The organism is Streptomyces uncialis, from assembly GCF_036250755.1.
GTDB classification, from domain to species: Bacteria; Actinomycetota; Actinomycetes; order Streptomycetales; family Streptomycetaceae; genus Streptomyces; species Streptomyces uncialis.
In genome coordinates this window covers 7287501-7305000 of the sequence record NZ_CP109583.1, presented here as the reverse complement: position 1 = coordinate 7305000, position 17500 = coordinate 7287501, and the positions used below count along the sequence as shown (strand labels likewise).

Sequence of the window (17500 nt, the reverse complement as noted above, 5' to 3'; positions counted from 1 at the left end):
CACTTCGGCGGTCAGCACCTGCGGGGGATGAACATCGGGGTGACGACCGAGCTGGAGATCGCGCGCGCGGTGGACTCCGGTGACCTGGACCCCATCCAGGTGCACCCGCTGCCCGCGCAGCAGGCGATCCTGGACGCGTTCGCGCAGCTCGGGTTCCGCTTCAAGAACGCGGACATGGAGCGCGGTCACATCCGGGGGACGCGGCAGAAGCTGCCGTTCTACCAGGAGATCGAGTTCCTCCCGCCGCAGCAGTACCACGGGCTGAACCAGGTGGAGCTGAGCTTCGTCGCGGACGACCGCGAGATGGACGTCATCCTGGAGATGGACAAGAAGCCGGGTCTCTTCAGTGAGGGCAGCGACACCTTCCGTTCCTTCAAGGTGGGGCTGCACGACTTCCAGGGGACCGACTGGTCCGCCTATCTGAACCAGTGGCTGTCGGAGGTCGGCGGCAAGCGCAACTGGTTCTAGGCTCGGCGCGCAGCGTTGTCGTCGAACGTACAGAGCCAGGAGGTACCGAGGTGACCGAGTCCGAGTCCAAGAGGCCGCCCCTTCCCCATGACTTCCATCCGCCGGTGCCCTCGTTCACGCTGGTGAGCGAGGACGTCGAGCCGGGCGGGGTACTGAAGGACGCCCAGGTCCACGCCGCCGGGAACACCTCGCCGCAGTTGCGGTGGGAGGGGTTCCCGGAGGGGACGCGCAGTTTCGCGGTGTCGTGCTTCGACCCGGACGCGCCGACGGGCAGCGGGTTCTGGCACTGGACCGTGTTCGACATCCCGGTGTCGGTGACGGAGCTCCCCGCGGGTGCGGGCAGCGGCTCCTTCGTGGGGCTGCCCGCCGGTGCCGTACAGGTGCGCAACGACTACGGGACGAAGGATTTCGGTGGCGCCGCCCCGCCGCCCGGTGACCCCGCCCACCGTTATGTGTTCACGGTGTACGCGGTCGACCAGGAGAAGCTGGGGCCGGACAGTGACGCGTCGCCGGCCGTGGTCGGATTCAATCTGCGGTTCCATACGCTCGCGCGTGCGCGGTTGATCGGTGAGTACGCCGCTCCCGCCGAGAGCTGAGGATTCCGCGAGGAACCACCGAAGTCCGTCGTTCACGCGACGTTTTGCCCGCCTCTGGTCTTGGAAGTGATCAGAGGCGGGCATTTTTGTGCCGGGGCAGGATTCCGGCAGCGCCGCTGGTGTCAGCAGTCCCGGGTACGCGTGGATATTGCGTTGTTCATCTCGGCGCACCCGGCCAGAGTTGATCCCAGCCCGCCAGGGGGGTGGGCCGGTGCGTAGGGGAGGTGGGCTCAATGCGCGACACGTTGGTGCTGAACGCGAGCTTCGAGCCGTTGTCGACGGTGACGCTGAACCGTGCGGTGGTCCTGGTGCTCCAGGACAAGGCCGTCGTCGAGCAGGCCCACCCCGAACTGCTGATGCGGGCGGCCGCCGTGGAGCTTCCGGCGCCGCGGGTGATCAGGTTGTGCCGGTATGTACGCGTGCCGTTCCGAAGACGCGCTCCGTGGTCGAGGCGGGGCGTGCTGGTCCGGGACCGGCACCGGTGCGCGTACTGCGGCCGGCGGGCGACGACCGTGGACCATGTGGTGCCCAGGTCGCAGGGTGGCGCGGACGCCTGGTTGAACACCGTGGCCTCCTGCGCGGAGGACAATCATCGCAAGGCCGACCGGACACCGGAGCAGGCGGGGATGCCGTTGCTCCGGGACCCGTTCGAGCCGACTCCGGCGGACGCGATGCTGCTCGCGCTGGGTCTGGAGGAACAGGACGCGCTGCCCGCGTGGTTGGGGCGCTCCGCCGCTTAGCCGGTGTCCCCGATGGTTCCCGCCGGGCTTGCGGCGTCCGGTCACCGCGCGTCGCCGTTGCCGCGCCCCGCTGGGGGCGCGGCCGTTCGGGCACGCCGTGCGTGTCGAGCCCTACGCGTCAGTCCGTACGCGTCAGGCCGTACGCGTCAGGCCGTACGCGTTCAGTCCAGCGGAGGGTTCTCGCGACGTTCCTTGGGGGACTGCTGGGCGCCGCCGCCGAGTCCGCCGAAGTTGCCGAAGGCGCCGGAGAGGCCCTTCAGGGCGTCGCCGATCTCGCTGGGGACGATCCAGAGCTTGTTGGCGTCGCCCTCGGCGATCTTCGGGAGCATCTGGAGGTACTGGTACGCCAGGAGCTTCTGGTCGGGGTCGCCCGCGTGGATGGACTCGAAGACCGTGCGGATGGCCTGGGCCTCGCCCTCGGCGCGCAGGGCCGCGGCCTTGGCCTCGCCCTCGGCGCGCAGGATCGCGGACTGCTTCTCGCCCTCCGCGGTGAGGATCTGGGACTGCCGGATGCCTTCCGCGGTGAGGATCGCGGCGCGCTTGTCGCGGTCGGCGCGCATCTGCTTCTCCATCGAGTCCTGGATGGAGGTGGGCGGCTCGATCGCCTTCAGCTCGACGCGGTTGACGCGGATGCCCCACTTGCCGGTGGCCTCGTCGAGGACGCCGCGCAGGGCCGCGTTGATCTCCTCGCGGGAGGTGAGGGTGCGCTCCAGGTCCATGCCGCCGATGATGTTGCGCAGGGTGGTGACGGTGAGCTGCTCGATCGCCTGGATGTAGCTGGCGACCTCGTAGGTAGCGGCGCGCGCGTCGGTGACCTGGTAGTAGATGACGGTGTCGATGTTGACCACCAGGTTGTCCTGGGTGATCACGGGCTGCGGCGGGAACGGCACGACCTGCTCGCGGAGGTCGATGCGGTTGCGGATCGAGTCGATGAACGGGACGACGATGTTGAGGCCGGCGTTCAGCGTGCGGGTGTAGCGGCCGAAGCGTTCGACGATGGCCGCGCTCGCCTGCGGGATGACTTGGACGGTCTTGATCAGGGCGATGAAGACCAGCACCACCAGAATGATCAGGACGATGATGATCGGTTCCATCGTGGCTCCCCGTACCCTTCGTACCTCGGTGTTGACGGACGATCGGAGGATTGTCCGGCTACTTGAAGATCTTTCCGGTCGAGTCTGTCAGACGGCCGCCCGGTGCGTGGGGCGTTCCGGTGACCGGACGCCCCCGATCCGCCGGATCGCGCGCCCAGGGGCGGCCGTTGGCGGTCCACCGGGCCCGCGGGAGGCCGAGTGAGGCCGGACGGCGGCGGGTTGACGGGGCGTCAGATGACGATGGCCGTCGCGCCTTCGATCTCGACCACGTCGACCTGCTGGCCGACCTCGTACGTCTGTCCGCCGTCGAGCGCGCGGGCCGACCAGATCTCCCCGGCGAGTTTGATCCGGCCGCCGCCGGAGCCGTCGACCCGTTCGGTGACGACGGCCTGTTTGCCGCGCAGCGCGTCGATCCCGGTCGCCTGGTCGGGCCGTCCCCCGCGCTGTCGGGCCGCGATGGGGCGCACCACGGCGATCAGCGCCACCGAGACGACGACGAAGACGATCACCTGAACAACGATGCCTCCGCCGAGCGCGGCGGTCACCGCGCTCGCCACGGCGCCGGCGGAGAACATGCCGAACTCCGGCATCGCCGTCACCACGAGCGGAATCCCCAGCGCGACCGCGCCGATCAGCCACCACACCCATGCGTCGATGTCCACATCGTCATGGTAGGACCACGGGGAGTGCCGGGGACAGGGCCCCTATCAGGGCAGATCGGGCGCATCTCGGCGAGCGCGGGGCGTTTGCCGGGTACGGGGGCCGAGGAGGCTCCCGTACCGGCCGGTGGACGTGGGCCGCGGGCCGGTCGGGAGCGTCACCGCGGGGGCCCGGGTGCGGGTCCCCGCGCGCGGGGTCGGCGGAGTCAGGAGAGGGGCAGTCCGTGGGCCGTCCAGCGGTCGCCGCGCTGTTCCACGACGAGGGGGAGGCCGAAGCAGAGCGAGAGGTTGCGGGAGGTGAGTTCGAGTTCGAGCGGGCCCGCGGCGAGCACCTCGCCCTGACGGATCATCAGGACGTGGGTGAAACCGGGGGCGATCTCCTCGACATGGTGCGTGACCATGATCATCGACGGGGCGATGGGGTCGCGGGCGAGCCTGCCGAGCCGGCGTACGAGGTCTTCGCGGCCGCCGAGGTCGAGGCCGGCCGCGGGCTCGTCGAGCAGGAGCAGCTCGGGGTCGGTCATCAGCGCGCGGGCGATCAGGGTGCGCTTGCGCTCGCCCTCGGAGAGGGTGCCGAAGCGGCGGTCCAGGTAGTCGCTCATACCGAGGCGGTCGAGGAACGCGCGGGCGCGCCGCTCGTCGATGTCCTCGTAGTCCTCGTGCCAGCCGGCGGTCATGCCGTACGCGGCGGTGAGCACGGTCTGGAGGACGGTCTGGCGCTTGGGGAGCTTCTCCGCCATCGCGACACCGGCGACGCCGATACGGGGGCGCAGCTCGAAGACGTCGACCTTGCCGAGCTGGTCGCCGAGGATGGTGGCCGTGCCCTTGGTGGGGAACACGTAGCTGGAGGCGATGTTCAGCAGCGTGGTCTTGCCGGCGCCGTTGGGGCCGAGGATGACCCAGCGCTCGCCCTCCTTGACCGACCAGGAGACCTGGTCCACCAGTGCCCGGCCCTCGCGGACCACTGATACGTCCACCAGTTCCAGTACATCGCTCATGAGCGCGTTGTCTCCCATGCAGATCGGCCGTCGCGTGCGTCGGTGGACGCAGCCCCCGGACAAAACCTACGCCACGGCTCGTGCGCACGGTTCGCTCGGTCGGTCCTTAGGGTGTTCCCATGCTCTCGGAACCACGATCTGGACGGTTGGCGGCTTGGGGAAATGCCCTGTTGGCCGGTTTTGTTTCGCCGGACGACGCGGCGGAGGCGGTGGTCGGTGAGGACGCCGTCCACCGTGTCGAAGGCGTTCCCGGGGAGTCCGGGCCCATCGGGCTGACCCTGGCGCTGGGGCGGTTGCGGGCGCTCGGGGTGTCCGGGCTGCGGGTGGCGCTGCCGGTGTCGGGGCATCCGCTGGGGCTCAGCGGTCCGCCGGAGTTCAACGCCCGCGCGCTGGAGGCCGAGGAGGCGGTGGTCTGCCAGGGGGCCGCGCTGGGGCTCGTACCGGAGGTCTTCGAGGCGGGTCCGCAGGGCGATGTCCATGTCGAGGTGGTCTGGCACTGTCTGCCGGTGCGGGTGGCGCCGCCCGCGGACGTGCCGTCCCTGAGCGAGGCCGAGCGGGAGCTCGCGGAGGCCCTTCGGGAGGCGACCCGGGTCCTGTCCCGGCTGGACCTCGCGGGGTCGGGGCCCGTCGCGGAGGCGGCGGTCGACGCGTACCGGGCGCGGGCCGAGCGGGGGCGCGAGCTGCTCGCGCCGGGGTACCCGCCGCGCGCGGTACGGGTGTTGGAGCTGGCGCAGCGGGTGGGGGTGCTGGTGTCCGTGGCCGGTGAGTACGAGCACGGGCACGGGGGCGCCGTCAGCGCGGCGGAGCTGGCGGCCCGGGCGGAGGTGCTGCGGCCGGTGGAGCGGACGGCCCGGCGGGCGCAGGTGGCCGCGTACAACGCGTATGTGGAGTCGCGGGAGCGGGGGTAGGGGCATACGCCCCGGGAACGGCCGTGGCCCCCGGATCTCTCCGGGGGCCACGGTCGCGGTGGTGTCAGGTCACTGGTTGACGCCGGCGTTGCCGAACGCCGGGTTCAGCAGACCGATGACGTTGATCGTGTTGCCGACGACGTTCACCGGAACGTTGACGGGCACCTGGACGACGTTGCCCGAGGCGACGCCCGGGGAGTGGGCAGCGACGCCCTCGGCGCCCGCGTCCGCGGCGGCGGAGCCGGCCGCGGCGCCGGCCGCCATGCCTGCGGCGGCGACTGCCAGGACGGCCTTCTTCGCGATCTTCATGGGGTTGTTTCCTCCTGGGTGAGCGTTTCGACCCGGCCGCGGGTCGCACGCTGAGAAACGTGCGCCCCCGGGGGATGACACGGGGGAGCACTCCGATCGGCCCGATCGGAGCAATAGGCCCATGGGCCGACCATCGGACCGGTGCGCCCGGCCGCCGCGGCCGTCTGCCCCGTACCGGGTGCGGTGGAGGTGACGGTGGCGTGCCGGGCGCCGGTGGCCGATGGGGCGCCGGACGGTGCGGGCCGGGTCCGGGGTGGGCACGCGCGGGCGGCCCCCCGGTGGGGCCGGGGGCCCGCGTCTGCCGGGGTGACCCGTCAGTGGTTGAGGCCGAGGTTGCCGAAGGCCGGGTTCAGCAGGCCGATGACGTTCACGGTGTTGCCGACGGCGTTGACCGGGACATGCACGGGGGCCTGGACGACATTGCCGGAGGCGACGCCCGGTGAGTGGACGGCCTGGCCGTGCGCGTGGGCGCCGCCGGTGGCGGAGGCCATCCCCGCACCGGCGGCGACCAGGCCACCGGCCACCATCGTCACGGCTGCGGCACGCTTCAGGTTCTTCACTTCTGGCTCCTCCTTGGCTCGCCGCGACCGTTCGCCGCGGCACACCATGGAGAACGGCCGGGACTCCCCCCGGATACGCCGTTCGAGTGACATCCACACGATGGTATGAATCTCATTCCGGCGGGAATCCGGCGCCCCTTCGCGCGGTGGCGTGCGCCGGGGCGCGCCCGTGCGGAAGGGTGGCGAAAGAAGCGCTGGTCAGCGGATGGGCGCGGGGCGCGGGGTCAGCCGGCCACTCCGTGCCGGACGGCCCAGAGCGCGGCCTGGGTGCGGTCGGCGAGGTCGAGCTTCATGAGGATGTTCGACACATGGGTCTTGACCGTCTTCTCGGAGAGGACGAGGGCGCGGGCGATCTCGCGGTTGGACCGGCCGTCGGCGATGAGGCCGAGCACCTCGCGTTCGCGTTCGGTGAGCGAGCCCGCGCGGCCGTGGCCGCCGCCGGTGCCCTCCTGGCTGAGCAGGGCGCCCGCGACCTCCGGCTGGAGCAGGACATGTCCGGCGTGGACGGAGCGGATGGCTCCGGCGAGGGCGTCGGGGTCGACGTCCTTGTAGACGTATCCGGCGGCTCCGGCGCGCAGCGCGGGAACGACGGTGCGCTGCTCGGTGAAGCTGGTGACGATGAGGACGCGTGCGGGGTTGGCCAGTTCGCGCAGCCGGCGCAGGGCCTCGACGCCGTCCATGCCGGGCATCTTGACGTCCATCAGGACGACGTCGGGTTTCAGCTCCTCGGCCTGGGCGACCCCCTCGGTGCCGTCGGCGGCCTCGCCGACGACCTCTATGTCGTCCTGTACCTCCAGGAAGGTGCGCAGTCCCCGGCGGACGACCTGGTGGTCGTCCACGAGGAGAACACGGATCATCCTCTTGTCAGCCACCGGGAACCTCCATCGTGATCGTGGTGCCCTCGCCGGGCGCCGATTCCACGGTCAGCCTGCCACCGACGCCCGCGGTGCGGTCACGCATGGACACCAGACCGAGATGGCGTCCCGCGCGGCGTACGGTCCGGGGTTCGAAGCCGCCGCCGTCGTCGCGGATACGCAGGAGGGCGCCCTTGCCCCGGGGGTCGAGGCTGACGTCCACCTGCCCGGCGCCGGAGTGGCGCAGGGCGTTGTGCAGGGCTTCCTGCGAGACGCGCAGCACGGCTTCCTCCTGGGCTGCGGGAAGGGCGCGCGGCAGATAGCCGCTGTAGGTGACGCGCGCGGAGTGGGCGCGGTCGAGGACCTGGACATGGGTGCGGAGCGTGGCCACGAGGCCGTCCTCGTCGAGGGCGGCGGGGCGCAGCTCCACGACGGCGGCGCGCAGTTCCTCGACGGCCTCGGCGGCGAGGGCGGCGACCTGGGTCAGCTCGCCCTTGGCGCGGACGGGGTCACGGTCGACGAGGGCGGCGGCGGCCTGGGCGGTGAGACGCAGGGAGAAGAGCTTCTGGCTGACGGCGTCGTGCAGTTCGTGGGCGAGGCGGGAGCGTTCCTCGGCGATGGTGAGCTCGCGGCTGCGTTCGTAGAGGCGGGCGTTGGTGAGGGCGATGGCGGCGTGCTGCGCGAGGATCGTGAGGAGGTCCTCGTCCTCCTGGGTGAAGCCGCAGGTGTTGTGCGGCTTGGGGCAGTTCTTGTTGGCGAGGAAGAGGGCGCCCATGATCTCGTCGCCGTCCCTGATCGGCATGCCGAGGAAGTCGGACATGTCGGGGTGGGAGGCGGGCCAGCCCTCGAAGCGGGGGTCGCGGCGGACATCGGCGAGGCGCTCGGTCCGCGCGTCCCTGAGCATCGCGGCGAGGATGCCGTGCTGTCTGGGGAGGGGGCCGATGGCGCGCCACTGCTCGTCGCTCACGCCGTCGACGACGAACTGGGCGAAGCCCCCGTGGTCGTCGGGGACGCCGAGCGCGGCGTACTGCGCGTCGAGCAGGTCGCGGGCGGAGGCCACGATCGTCTTGAGGACGTCGCGTACCTCCAGGTGCCTGCTCATCGCCAGCAGCGCGGTGCTGACCGCGGCGAGGCCGGATCGTGGGCCGTGACTCATGCTTTCACCGTACCGGCGGGGGGTGACACTGCGTATCGGTCCGCTGGTCGGGGCGGGGTAGGCCGAGCGGACTAGGGCCAAGGGACCCGGGGACTGCGCCCGGCGTCCGAGGCGGGCGGGGCGGGCGGGTTCCTACGTTTGGGGGTGCCGCGCCCTATGTGCGGCGGACCGTCCCGCCGTAGGGCAGGAGCCGGCTGTACGGCGGGGCGGTCGGGCTTCGGACGGGGACCAGAACAGGGAAGGGGACCGACTGCCATGCCGGTGGCGATCATCACGGGGGCGTCCAAGGGACTGGGGCGGGCGCTGGCGATGGCGCTGGCCCGGCGGGGCTGGGACCTGGTGCTGGACGCGCGGACCGCCGGGGTGCTGGAGCGGACGGCGGACGATGTGCGCACGCACGGTACGCGGGTGACGGCGCTGCCGGGGAGTGTGACGGACGGGGCGCACCGGGCGGAGCTGGTGGCCGCCGCGCGGGCGCTGGGCGGGCTCGATCTGCTGGTGAACAACGCGAGTGTGCTGGGCGCCGAGCCGCTGGTGCGGCTGGAGGCGCAGCCGCTGGACGGGCTGCGGCACGCCCTGGAGGTGAATGTGGTGGCCGCGCTGGGGCTGGTCCAGGAGGCGCTTCCGCTGCTGCGGCGGGCGCCGCGGGGGACGGTGCTGGCGCTGAGCTCGGAGGCGGCGGCGGAGCCGTTCGAGACGTGGGGCGGTTACGGGGCGTCGAAGGCCGCGCTGGACCATCTGGCGGCGGTGCTGGCGGTGGAGGAGCCGGGGCTGCGGGTGTGGGCGGTCGATCCGGGGGACATGCGGACGGATCTGTACCGGGCGGCGGAGCCGGCGGAGGACGAGTCGGGGCGTCCGCTGCCGGAGCAGGTGGTGCCCGCGTTCCTGCGGTTGCTGGACGAGCGTCCGGCCAGTGGGCGGTACGCGGCACCCGGGCTGCTGGAACCGAGGTGACCGTCGGCAGGGGCGCGGCGCCGGTGTTCCGGGTGCCGGACGGGCTGCCCGCGCGGCTGCCGGTGGAACGGCGGGGCGGGGGCGCGGGCCGGGACGCGGTGCGGTTGCTGGTGTCGCGGGGCCCGGAGGTGTCGGGTCATATGTTCCGGGAGCTGCCCGCGCTGCTGCGGGCGGGTGACGTGCTGGTGGTGAACACCTCGCCGACGCTGGCCGCCGCGGTGGACGGCGAGGTGGGCCGCGCGCGCGTGGTGGTGCATTTCTCGGTGTGCGGGGACGACGGCCGGTGGGCCGTCGAGTTGCGGGAACCGGACGGGACGGGCACCACGCGCGCGCGTGCGGGCTCGCGTGTGGATACAGCGGTACGGCTGCCGGGCGGCGCGCGGCTGGTACTGGAGGAGTCCGCGGGCGGCGGGGACCGGCTGTGGTGGGCGCGGCTGGTGGCCGGTGCGGCGGGGCGGGCGGCGGGTACGGGGGTGCCTGAGCTGTTGCGGCGGTACGGGCGGCCGGTCCGGTACGCGTACACGGAGCGGGATCAGCCGCTGTCGGCGTACCGGACGGTGTTCGCGTTGCGGTCGGACGACGGTTCGGGCAGTGCGGAGATGCCGGCCGCGGGGCGGCCCTTCACGGCGCGGGTGGTCACGGACCTGGTGCGGCGGGGGGTGCAGTTCGCGCCGGTCCGGCTGGACCGGGGGGTGGCGCCGCCGGAGGCGGTCGGTCCTCCCCCGGCGGAGCGTTTCGGCGTGCCGGAGGCGTCGGCGCGGCTCATCAATGCCGCGCGGGCGGGCGGCGGCCGGGTCATCGCGGTGGGGGCGACGGCGGTGCGGGCCGTGGAGTCGGCGGTGGAGCCCCTGGGGGCGTCCACCGGGGCGGGGGCCCCGGAGGGGGTGTCCGGGGGCGTGAGGCTCGGCCAGGGGGCCGGGGCGCGGGGTGCGGCGGACCCCACTCCCCGGGACGGCGGGGCGGCGGGGGCGCCCGCGGTGGTCCGGGCGGCGCGGGGATGGACGGATCTGGTGGTGGCCCCCGGGCGCGGGGCGCGGGTGGTGGACGGGCTGCTGACCGGGCTGCACGGGCCGCGGGCGCCGCAGCGGGCGCTGCTGCGGGCACTGGCCGGTGAGCGGGCCGTGGCCCGCGCGTACGAGGAGGCGCTGCACGGCCTCTACCTGTGGCACGAGTTCGGGGACGTGCATCTCGTCCTGCCGACGGAGAACCCTCACGGTGAGCGTTGCTCCAGCAACTCAAGGTGAGATCGGGGTAAGGGCGATGTGAGCCCCGGCATAGGACGCACGTCACGTACGAAGGTCCCTAGTGGTCGGATAAAGGCCATGTGAACGGGACGGGTGCCCGATTCGGGGCCTTCACCGGCCCCCCTGATCCACTATCCGGCTTCGTACGTCACATGATTGCCACGCGATTTTGCGGCCGCTAACAATGGCTGCCGTCGCTCGACGCCGCGGGAGTCTGCCCGCGGCGTTTGTGTCGGAAACACCTGTCCCCTGCCGGGCCCGAGCGACCTCCGCTACTCGAAGAGGTCCCACTGCCATGCCGAAGAACAGCAACTCCTCCGGTGACAGTCGCCTGAAGCTGACCCGGACGCACAAGTACTCGATCGCCGGTGTCGCCACCCTCAGTGCCGCGGCCCTCGCGTTCACCCTGATCCCGTCCGGCGGCTCCGAGGCCCCGGTGACCGAGGCCGCCGCCCCCGCGGCCTTCCAGAAGCAGCAGAAGCTCCAGGACGTCAGCACGGACGTCACCGGGCAGCGTGCCGTGGCCGACCAGAAGGCCAAGGCCGCCGCCGACCGTCTGAAGGCGCAGAAGGACCAGCGCGCCGCCGAGGCGAAGCAGGCCGTCGACAAGACGAAGACCGAGCGTGCCGCCGAGGCGAAGGCCGACGCCGAGCAGTCCCGTCAGCAGCCGACCTCCGCGAGCCGCGCCGCCGCCCGCACCGTGTCGTACGCGAACAACCTGGACGGCTGGATCCGCGAGTCCCTCGACGTCATGAAGAAGAACGACATCCCGGGTTCGTACAACGGGCTGTACCGCAACATCATCCGTGAGTCGAGCGGCAACCCGCGCGCGATCAACCTGTGGGACATCAACGCCCGCAACGGCATCCCCTCGAAGGGGCTGCTCCAGGTGATCCCGCCGACGTTCAGCTCGTACCACGTGTCCGGTACGCCGTTCGACATCTACCACCCGGTCTCCAACATCACCGCCGCCGCCAACTACGCGGCCGACCGGTACGGCTCGATCGACAACGTCTTCGGCGCCTACTGAGCCCGGCCGGGACCTCCGGAGCTCCACGCCGGCACGACGAAGGGCGGCACCCGCGCGGGTGCCGCCCTCGGCGTCTCTCGTGGGGCCGGCCGTCCGGTGGGTCGCCCTCCGCGGCCGTCCCGGGTCGGTCGGTGACCTACTTGCGCATGACCTCCGGCTCGTGGCGCCGCAGGAAGTGGGCCACCAGAAGGCCGCACAGCGCCCCGAGGAGCAGCAGGACCCCCATGTCCAGCAGCCAGGTCCCGGCGGTGTGGTCCCACAGCGGGTCGGTGTTGCCGGGGTCGTCGGTGTTCGGGGTGACGACATTGAGGTTCAGCGTGGCGCCCGCCGCCGCGACGGCCCAGCGGGACGGCATCAAATAGGACAGCTCGTTGACACCGACAGCGCCGTTCAGGGTGAACAGGCAGCCCGTGAAGACGATCTGGACGATCGCGAACATCACGAGCAGCGGCATGGTCTTCTCGGCCGTCTTGACCAGCGCGGAGATGATCAGACCGAACATCATCGAGGTGAAGCCGAGCGCCATGACCGGCAGACACAGCTCCAGCAGGGTGAACCCGCCGAGGACGACCCCCTCCTCCGGGATGTCACGCATCGTGAAGCCGATACCGCCCACGATCGCGCCCTGGAGCACGGTGATCATCCCGAGCACGACGACCTTGGACATCAGATACGCCGACCGGGACAGACCGGTGGCCCGCTCCCGTTCGTAGATGACCCGTTCCTTGATCAGCTCACGGACGGAGTTCGCGGCGCCCGCGAAGCAGGCGCCGACGGCGAGGATCAGCAGGACCGTGGTGGCGGTGCCGTTCGGGGTGATGGTGCCGTCCGCGTCCGGCAGATTGGGCAGCATGGCCTGGTCGGGCTTGATCAGCAGACTGACCGCGCCCAGGACCGCCGGCAGGATCAGCATCAGGGCGATGAAGCCCTTGTCCGAGGCGATCACCGTGACATAGCGGCGGATCAGGGTGAGCAGCTGTGAGCCCCAGCTCTGCGGCTTCGGCGGGCGCACCGTCTGCGGGGACGGCGGCTGCACCGACTGCGGGGCCACGGCGTCGATGTCCGCGGCGTACATCTGGTAGTGCTGCGAGCCCTTCCAGCGGCCCGCCCAGTCGTAGTCGCGGTAGTTCTCGAAGGCGGAGAACACATCGGCCCAGCTGCTGTAGCCGAAGAAGTTCAGGGCCTCCTCGGGCGGGCCGAAGTAGGCGACGGACCCGCCGGGCGCCATCACCAGCAGCTTGTCGCAGAGCGCCAGCTCGGCGACCGAGTGGGTGACCACCAGGACCGTGCGCCCGTCGTCCGCGAGCCCGCGCAGCAGCTGCATCACATCGCGGTCCATGCCCGGGTCGAGACCCGAGGTCGGCTCGTCCAGGAAGATCAGCGACGGCTTGGTCAGCAGCTCCAGCGCCACCGACACCCGCTTGCGCTGGCCGCCGGACAGGGAGCTGACCCGCTTCTCCTTGTGGATGTCCAGCTTCAGCTCGCGCAGCACCTCACCGATGCGCTGCTCGCGCTCCTGCTCGCTGGTGTCCGCGGGGAAGCGCAGCTTCGCCGCGTACTTCAGCGCCTTCCGGACGGTCAGCTCCTTGTGCAGGATGTCGTCCTGCGGGACCAGTCCGATGCGCTGACGCAGCTCGGCGAACTGCTTGTACAGGTTCCGGTTGTCGTACAGGACATCGCCCCGGTCGGCGGGGCGGTAGCCGGTGAGCGCCTTGAGCAGCGTCGACTTGCCGGAGCCGGACGGGCCGATGACGGCGATCAGGGACTTCTCCGGGACGCCGAAGGACACGTCCTTGAGGATCTGCTTGCCGCCGTCGACGGTGACCGTCAGATGGCGGGCCGAGAAGGAGATCTCGCCGGTGTCGACGAACTCCTCCAGCCGGCCGTCGACCAGGCGGAACGTCGAGTGGCCGACACCGACGATGTCGGTCGGGCCGAGCAGGACGGTGCCGCCCTTGGCGATCGGCATACCGTTGAGGTAGGTGCCGTTGTGGGACCCGAGGTCCCGCATCTGGAACCGGCCGTCGGGAGTGGCGTGGAACTCGGCGTGGTGGCGGGAGACCTGGAGGTCGGAGACGACCAGCTCGTTCTCCAGCGCACGGCCGATCCGCATGACCCGGCCGAGGGCGAGCTGGTGGAAGGTGGTGGGGCTGCGGTCGCCGTACACCGGCGGCGCGCCCGCCGCACCGGCCCCGCCGGGCCCCTGCTGCCGCGGTACCTGCTGAGCGGGTGGCTGCTGGGCGGGCTGCTGGGCGGGCTGCTGCTGCCAGTCCTGGGCGCCCGGGGCCTGCTGCGGCTGCTGTCCCGGCCACGCCTGCTGCTGCGCGGACGCGCCCTGCTGAGGGGCGGCCTGCTGGTGCGCGGCGGCCGGGGCGCCGGCGGTCCGCAGATCGATCCGCGGGCCGTCGTTGCCGTTGCCGAGGTGGACGGCCGCTCCCGGGCCGATGTCCGCCTGATGGATCCGATGGCCCTGCACAAAGGTGCCGTTGGTGCTGCCGTGGTCCTCGACGACCCACGTCCGGCCGTTCCAGCTGATCGTGGCGTGCCGCCAGGAGACCCTGGCGTCGTCGAGCACGATGTCCCCCTGCGGATCACGTCCGAGGGTCAACGGCCTGGACGGGTCGAGCGTCCAGGTCCGTCCGTTCACTTCCACTACGAGTTCCGGCACTCCATGCCCCACTGCTGTGTCCCCCGATTAGTCCCCCGTCATGGGGAGTTTAGGGATGGCGAACAATGTGGGGAACTATTTCAGGCTCAGCCCTCTATTCGAAAGTCGGGCCATCGGACCGGGGCCCGGCGGACGGTCGGACGGGTGCCGGGCGGACGGTCCGACGGGGCCTCGGGTGCGGGCACCGATACGGGACGCGGGGTGCGGGGTGCGGGCGGGGCACGCGGTGCGCGGCGGGAGGCGCGGCTGTCCGGCAACCGGACCGCTCGCGCGTCCGGCGGGGGCGCCGGATACCGTGGAAGCACCATGAGCGCTTCGCAGACCTCAGACGTTCCCACTCTCCTGGTCAAGATCTTCGGCAGGGACCGCCCCGGTCTCACAGCGGGGCTCTTCGACACCCTCGCCGCCTACTCCGTCGACGTGGTCGACATCGAGCAGGTCGTCACCCGGGGCCGCATCACCCTGTGCGCCCTCGTCACCGAGCCGCCCCACGGGCTCGCGGGCGATCTGCGGGTGACCGTCCACGGCTGGGCCCAGTCCATGAAGATGCAGGCCGAGATCATCTCCGGCCACGGTGACAACCGCCCGCGCGGTGTCGGCCGCTCCCTCGTGACCGTCCTCGGCCACCCGCTCACCGCGGAGTCGACGGCGGGCATAGCGTCCAGGATCACCGCGGTCGGCGGCAACATCGACCGGATCTTCCGCCTCGCCAAGTATCCGGTGACGGCCGTCGAATTCGCGGTGTCCGGTGCGAGCACCGAGGCCCTGCGCACGGAGCTGGCGACCGCGTCCGCCTCGCTCGGCGTGGACGTCGCGGTGGTGTCGGCGGGGCTGCACCGACGGGCGCAGCGGCTGGTGGTGATGGACGTCGACTCGACCCTGATCCAGGACGAGGTCATCGAGCTGTTCGCGGCGCACGCCGGCTGCGAGAAGCAGGTCGCGGAGGTCACGGCCGCGGCGATGGGCGGGGAGCTGGACTTCGAGCAGTCGCTGCACGCGCGGGTGGCGCTGCTGGCGGGGCTCGACGCGTCGGTGGTGGAGAAGGTCCGCAGCGAGGTGCGGCTGACGCCGGGCGCCCGGACCCTGATCCGTACGCTCAAGCGGCTCGGCTACCAGGTGGGGGTCGTGTCGGGCGGGTTCACCCAGGTCACGGACGACCTCAAGGAACGCCTCGGACTCGACTTCGCGCAGGCCAACACGCTGGAGATAGTGGACGGCAAGCTGACCGGGCGGGTCACCGGCGAGATCGTCGACCGGGCGGGCAAGGCGCGGCTGCTGCGGAGGTTCGCGGCGGAGGCGGGGGTGCCGTTGTCCCAGACGGTGGCGATCGGGGACGGGGCGAACGACCTCGACATGCTGAACGCGGCCGGGCTCGGGGTGGCGTTCAACGCGAAGCCCGTGGTGCGGGAGGCGGCGCATACGGCGGTGAACGTGCCGTTCCTCGACACGGTGCTGTATCTGCTCGGGGTGACGCGGGACGAGGTCGAGGCGGCGGACATCCACGACGAGGACTCCGTCCAGGTTTGAGGTGGCGTCCCCCGGCGGGTCGCCTTCGCTTGCGCCCCGGGGTTTCCTGTGCGGGGCGTACTTGTCCCTGTGTCGTCGCTCGTGGGGTGCGCAGTTCCCCGCGGGTCGCCTTCGCTCGCGCCCCGGGGTTTCCTGTGCGGGGCGTACTCGTCCCTGTGCCGTCGCTCGTGGGGTGCGCAGTTCCCCGCGGGTCGCCTTCGCTCGCGCCTCCGGGTGCCTGTGCTGGGCGTACTTGTTCCCGCACAGGTCGTTCGTGGGTGCGCAGTTCCCCGCGCCCCTGAGGACGTGCCGCTTCCGGTTCCCGTTCGGGTGCGGGTGGCCCTTGGTTGCTCGCGCAGTTCCTCGCGCCCCTGGATGCTGCCCCATTGCGGTCGCTCTTCGGGGGCGGGTCGCCCTCGTTTTTGCGCAGTTCCCCGCGCCCCTTCGGGGGCGCCTCTTGAGGCTGTCGGTCGGGTGCGGGGCCGGCACCGACCCGAAGAACAAGCCGGGTGCGCCCCAAAGGGGCGCGGGGAACTGCGCAAGACGAGAACCGGCCCGCACCCGGGAAGGAACAGCACGAGGCACCCACCTGGGGCGCCGCTCAGCCGCAGGTACGGACGGGGTGGGTCAGGGGGTCCGGCCGGGGGCCCAGTACCCCGTGAGGGTGGCCGACTCGGGTTCCAGGGTCTTCCAGGAACCCGTGAACGTGAGCACCGCGAACGCGGAGGTCGGGAAACCCCGCCCCGCGAGCCGCTCCGCGGCGTCACCCTCGGCGGAGCCGGCGAGCACCTGGGTGAGCCCCTGCGCCCCAGGATTGTGGCCGATCAGGAGAACGTTCCGCGCCTCGTCGGGGGTCTCGTTCAGCAGGGTGATCAGCTCACCCGGCGACGCCTCGTAGATCCGCTCCTCGTAGACCGTCCGCGGTCGGTGCGGGAGCTCGTGGACCGCCAGCTTCCAGGTCTCGCGGGTACGGACCGCGGTGGAACAGAGGGCCAGGTCGAAGGAGATTCCGGTGTCGGCGAGCCTGCGTCCGGCGACGGGGGCGTCCTGCCGTCCGCGCTCGGCCAGCGGGCGCTCGTGGTCGGCGACGTCGGGCCAGTCGGCCTTGGCGTGCCGGAAAACGACGATCCTGCGGGGTTCTGCGACGCTCATGTGTTCCAGCTTCGCATGAAACCTGTTACCGGGCGCAGGGAGTTGACCAGCCGTTCCCCACGGTTTCCGGGGGTGCCACGAGGGCTATCGGGCCAGCAGGTCCCTGACGCGCTCCAGCAGCTGGGTGGCGCCCGGCTCGGCGGTCGCGGCCTGGGCCTCGGCGGGGTTGAGGATCAGCCCGAGGAGGATCACGAAGGCGGCGGCGGGCAGCAGCAGGGCCCACCAGGGCAGCCGGATCCCGGCGCGGGGCGTGGACACGGGGCTGGATGTCCGGGCGTACGGTCGGACCGGCATGACGCCTCCGTGGATCCTCGACGGTCGGTCGGCCGCAGGTCCGCGGCCATGGTTCGACAGTACGGAGCGCGGCGTGCTCAACCCATCCGGAGATCCACCCACTTGACCCTGACCCTGGCCCCCTAGGGGACAGGGGGGCTACCCCCACCCCCGGGCAGATCCCGGGGGCCGGGGCGGCCGGGGTTCCGGGTCAGGGGGACGCGATCGTGGCGATGACGCCGATGACTACGGTGATGGCCAGCATGGCGCTGAAGACGAGCACCAGCTTCTTCTGGCCGTTCTGGGGGTTCGGGTCGAGAACAGGCATGGG

Annotated in this window: 19 protein-coding genes (1 of these 19 running past the window's edge); 8 read left to right on the top strand and 11 right to left on the bottom strand. The window is 71.7% G+C overall.

Annotation, left to right across the window (positions count from 1 at the left end):
* The 3 genes from OG711_RS30575 to OG711_RS30565 form a co-directional block, all read left to right on the top strand.
* Window positions 1-468, top strand: the 3' portion of a protein-coding gene (locus OG711_RS30575; RefSeq protein WP_073790574.1) for a sporulation protein. It extends 315 nt beyond the left edge of the window; 468 of the gene's 783 nt are visible here — the last part of the coding sequence; the start codon falls outside the window, past its left edge; it ends in the stop codon at window positions 466-468.
* Between the two features lie 50 nt (window positions 469-518).
* Window positions 519-1064 carry a YbhB/YbcL family Raf kinase inhibitor-like protein gene (locus OG711_RS30570; RefSeq protein ID WP_073790576.1) on the top strand — a complete coding sequence of 182 codons (546 nt, stop codon included), beginning with the start codon at window positions 519-521 and terminating at the stop codon, window positions 1062-1064.
* 233 nt (window positions 1065-1297) lie between these two features.
* The gene (locus OG711_RS30565; RefSeq protein ID WP_073790578.1) at window positions 1298-1804 is read left to right on the top strand and encodes an HNH endonuclease; all 507 of its coding nucleotides are present in this window, start codon (window positions 1298-1300) and stop codon (window positions 1802-1804) included.
* 161 nt (window positions 1805-1965) lie between these two features.
* Here the strand turns inward: OG711_RS30565 and OG711_RS30560 are convergent, their stop codons facing one another.
* The 3 genes from OG711_RS30560 to OG711_RS30550 all read right to left on the bottom strand — a co-directional run bounded on the left by OG711_RS30560 (window position 1966) and on the right by OG711_RS30550 (window position 4555).
* Window positions 1966-2898, bottom strand: a complete 933-nt coding sequence (locus OG711_RS30560; protein ID WP_073790580.1) for an SPFH domain-containing protein — start codon at window positions 2896-2898, stop codon at window positions 1966-1968.
* Window positions 2899-3128: 230 nt separating this feature from the next.
* On the bottom strand, window positions 3129-3560 hold the full coding sequence (locus OG711_RS30555; RefSeq protein ID WP_329561722.1) for an NfeD family protein: 432 nt from the start codon (window positions 3558-3560) through the stop codon (window positions 3129-3131).
* A 203-nt stretch (window positions 3561-3763) separates the two neighbouring features.
* A complete protein-coding gene (locus tag OG711_RS30550; protein ID WP_073790584.1) occupies window positions 3764-4555 on the bottom strand; it encodes an ABC transporter ATP-binding protein in 792 nt (263 codons plus the stop codon).
* A 119-nt stretch (window positions 4556-4674) separates the two neighbouring features.
* Here OG711_RS30550 and OG711_RS30545 point away from each other — a divergent pair, with 119 nt between their 5' ends.
* On the top strand, window positions 4675-5463 hold the full coding sequence (locus tag OG711_RS30545) for a hypothetical protein (RefSeq protein WP_073790586.1): 789 nt from the start codon (window positions 4675-4677) through the stop codon (window positions 5461-5463).
* 69 nt (window positions 5464-5532) lie between these two features.
* Here OG711_RS30545 and OG711_RS30540 read toward each other — a convergent pair whose 3' ends face one another.
* From OG711_RS30540 to OG711_RS30525, 4 genes are all read right to left on the bottom strand, one after another.
* A complete protein-coding gene (locus OG711_RS30540) occupies window positions 5533-5772 on the bottom strand; it encodes a chaplin family protein (protein ID WP_073790588.1) in 240 nt (79 codons plus the stop codon).
* 314 nt (window positions 5773-6086) lie between these two features.
* A complete protein-coding gene (chpE, locus tag OG711_RS30535) occupies window positions 6087-6332 on the bottom strand; it encodes a chaplin ChpE (protein ID WP_099279373.1) in 246 nt (81 codons plus the stop codon).
* Between the two features lie 224 nt (window positions 6333-6556).
* Window positions 6557-7189, bottom strand: a complete 633-nt coding sequence (locus OG711_RS30530) for a response regulator (RefSeq protein WP_073791566.1) — start codon at window positions 7187-7189, stop codon at window positions 6557-6559.
* A 7-nt stretch (window positions 7190-7196) separates the two neighbouring features.
* Window positions 7197-8342: a GAF domain-containing sensor histidine kinase gene (locus OG711_RS30525; protein WP_073790592.1), complete on the bottom strand. Its 1146-nt coding sequence runs from the start codon at window positions 8340-8342 to the stop codon at window positions 7197-7199.
* Between the two features lie 255 nt (window positions 8343-8597).
* On the opposite strand from OG711_RS30525, the gene OG711_RS30520 reads away from it, so the two are divergent.
* From OG711_RS30520 to OG711_RS30510, 3 genes are all read left to right on the top strand, one after another.
* On the top strand, window positions 8598-9296 hold the full coding sequence (locus OG711_RS30520; RefSeq protein ID WP_266513854.1) for an SDR family NAD(P)-dependent oxidoreductase: 699 nt from the start codon (window positions 8598-8600) through the stop codon (window positions 9294-9296).
* Window positions 9293-10540 (top strand): S-adenosylmethionine:tRNA ribosyltransferase-isomerase, encoded by a 1248-nt coding sequence (locus OG711_RS30515; RefSeq protein ID WP_073790596.1) that lies wholly within the window; start codon window positions 9293-9295, stop codon window positions 10538-10540. Before OG711_RS30520 ends, OG711_RS30515 begins: the two co-directional genes overlap by 4 nt.
* 295 nt (window positions 10541-10835) lie before the next feature.
* Window positions 10836-11570, top strand: coding sequence for a transglycosylase SLT domain-containing protein (locus tag OG711_RS30510; RefSeq protein ID WP_073790598.1), 735 nt, complete (start codon window positions 10836-10838; stop codon window positions 11568-11570).
* A 136-nt stretch (window positions 11571-11706) separates the two neighbouring features.
* Here the strand turns inward: OG711_RS30510 and OG711_RS30505 are convergent, their stop codons facing one another.
* Window positions 11707-14238, bottom strand: coding sequence for an ABC transporter ATP-binding protein/permease (locus OG711_RS30505; RefSeq protein WP_329561716.1), 2532 nt, complete (start codon window positions 14236-14238; stop codon window positions 11707-11709).
* A gap of 306 nt (window positions 14239-14544) precedes the next feature.
* Between OG711_RS30505 and serB the strand changes: the two genes are divergently transcribed.
* On the top strand, window positions 14545-15765 hold the full coding sequence (gene serB, locus OG711_RS30500; RefSeq protein ID WP_329561714.1) for a phosphoserine phosphatase SerB: 1221 nt from the start codon (window positions 14545-14547) through the stop codon (window positions 15763-15765).
* Window positions 15766-16371: 606 nt separating this feature from the next.
* On the opposite strand, the gene OG711_RS30495 is transcribed toward serB, so the two are convergent.
* The 3 genes from OG711_RS30495 to OG711_RS30485 form a co-directional block, all read right to left on the bottom strand.
* The gene (locus tag OG711_RS30495) at window positions 16372-16896 is read right to left on the bottom strand and encodes a SixA phosphatase family protein (protein ID WP_329561712.1); all 525 of its coding nucleotides are present in this window, start codon (window positions 16894-16896) and stop codon (window positions 16372-16374) included.
* A gap of 84 nt (window positions 16897-16980) precedes the next feature.
* The gene (locus OG711_RS30490; protein ID WP_073790606.1) at window positions 16981-17190 is read right to left on the bottom strand and encodes a hypothetical protein; all 210 of its coding nucleotides are present in this window, start codon (window positions 17188-17190) and stop codon (window positions 16981-16983) included.
* Between the two features lie 190 nt (window positions 17191-17380).
* Window positions 17381-17497, bottom strand: coding sequence for an SGM_5486 family transporter-associated protein (locus OG711_RS30485; protein ID WP_099279381.1), 117 nt, complete (start codon window positions 17495-17497; stop codon window positions 17381-17383).
* Between the last annotated feature and the right edge of the window lie 3 nt (window positions 17498-17500).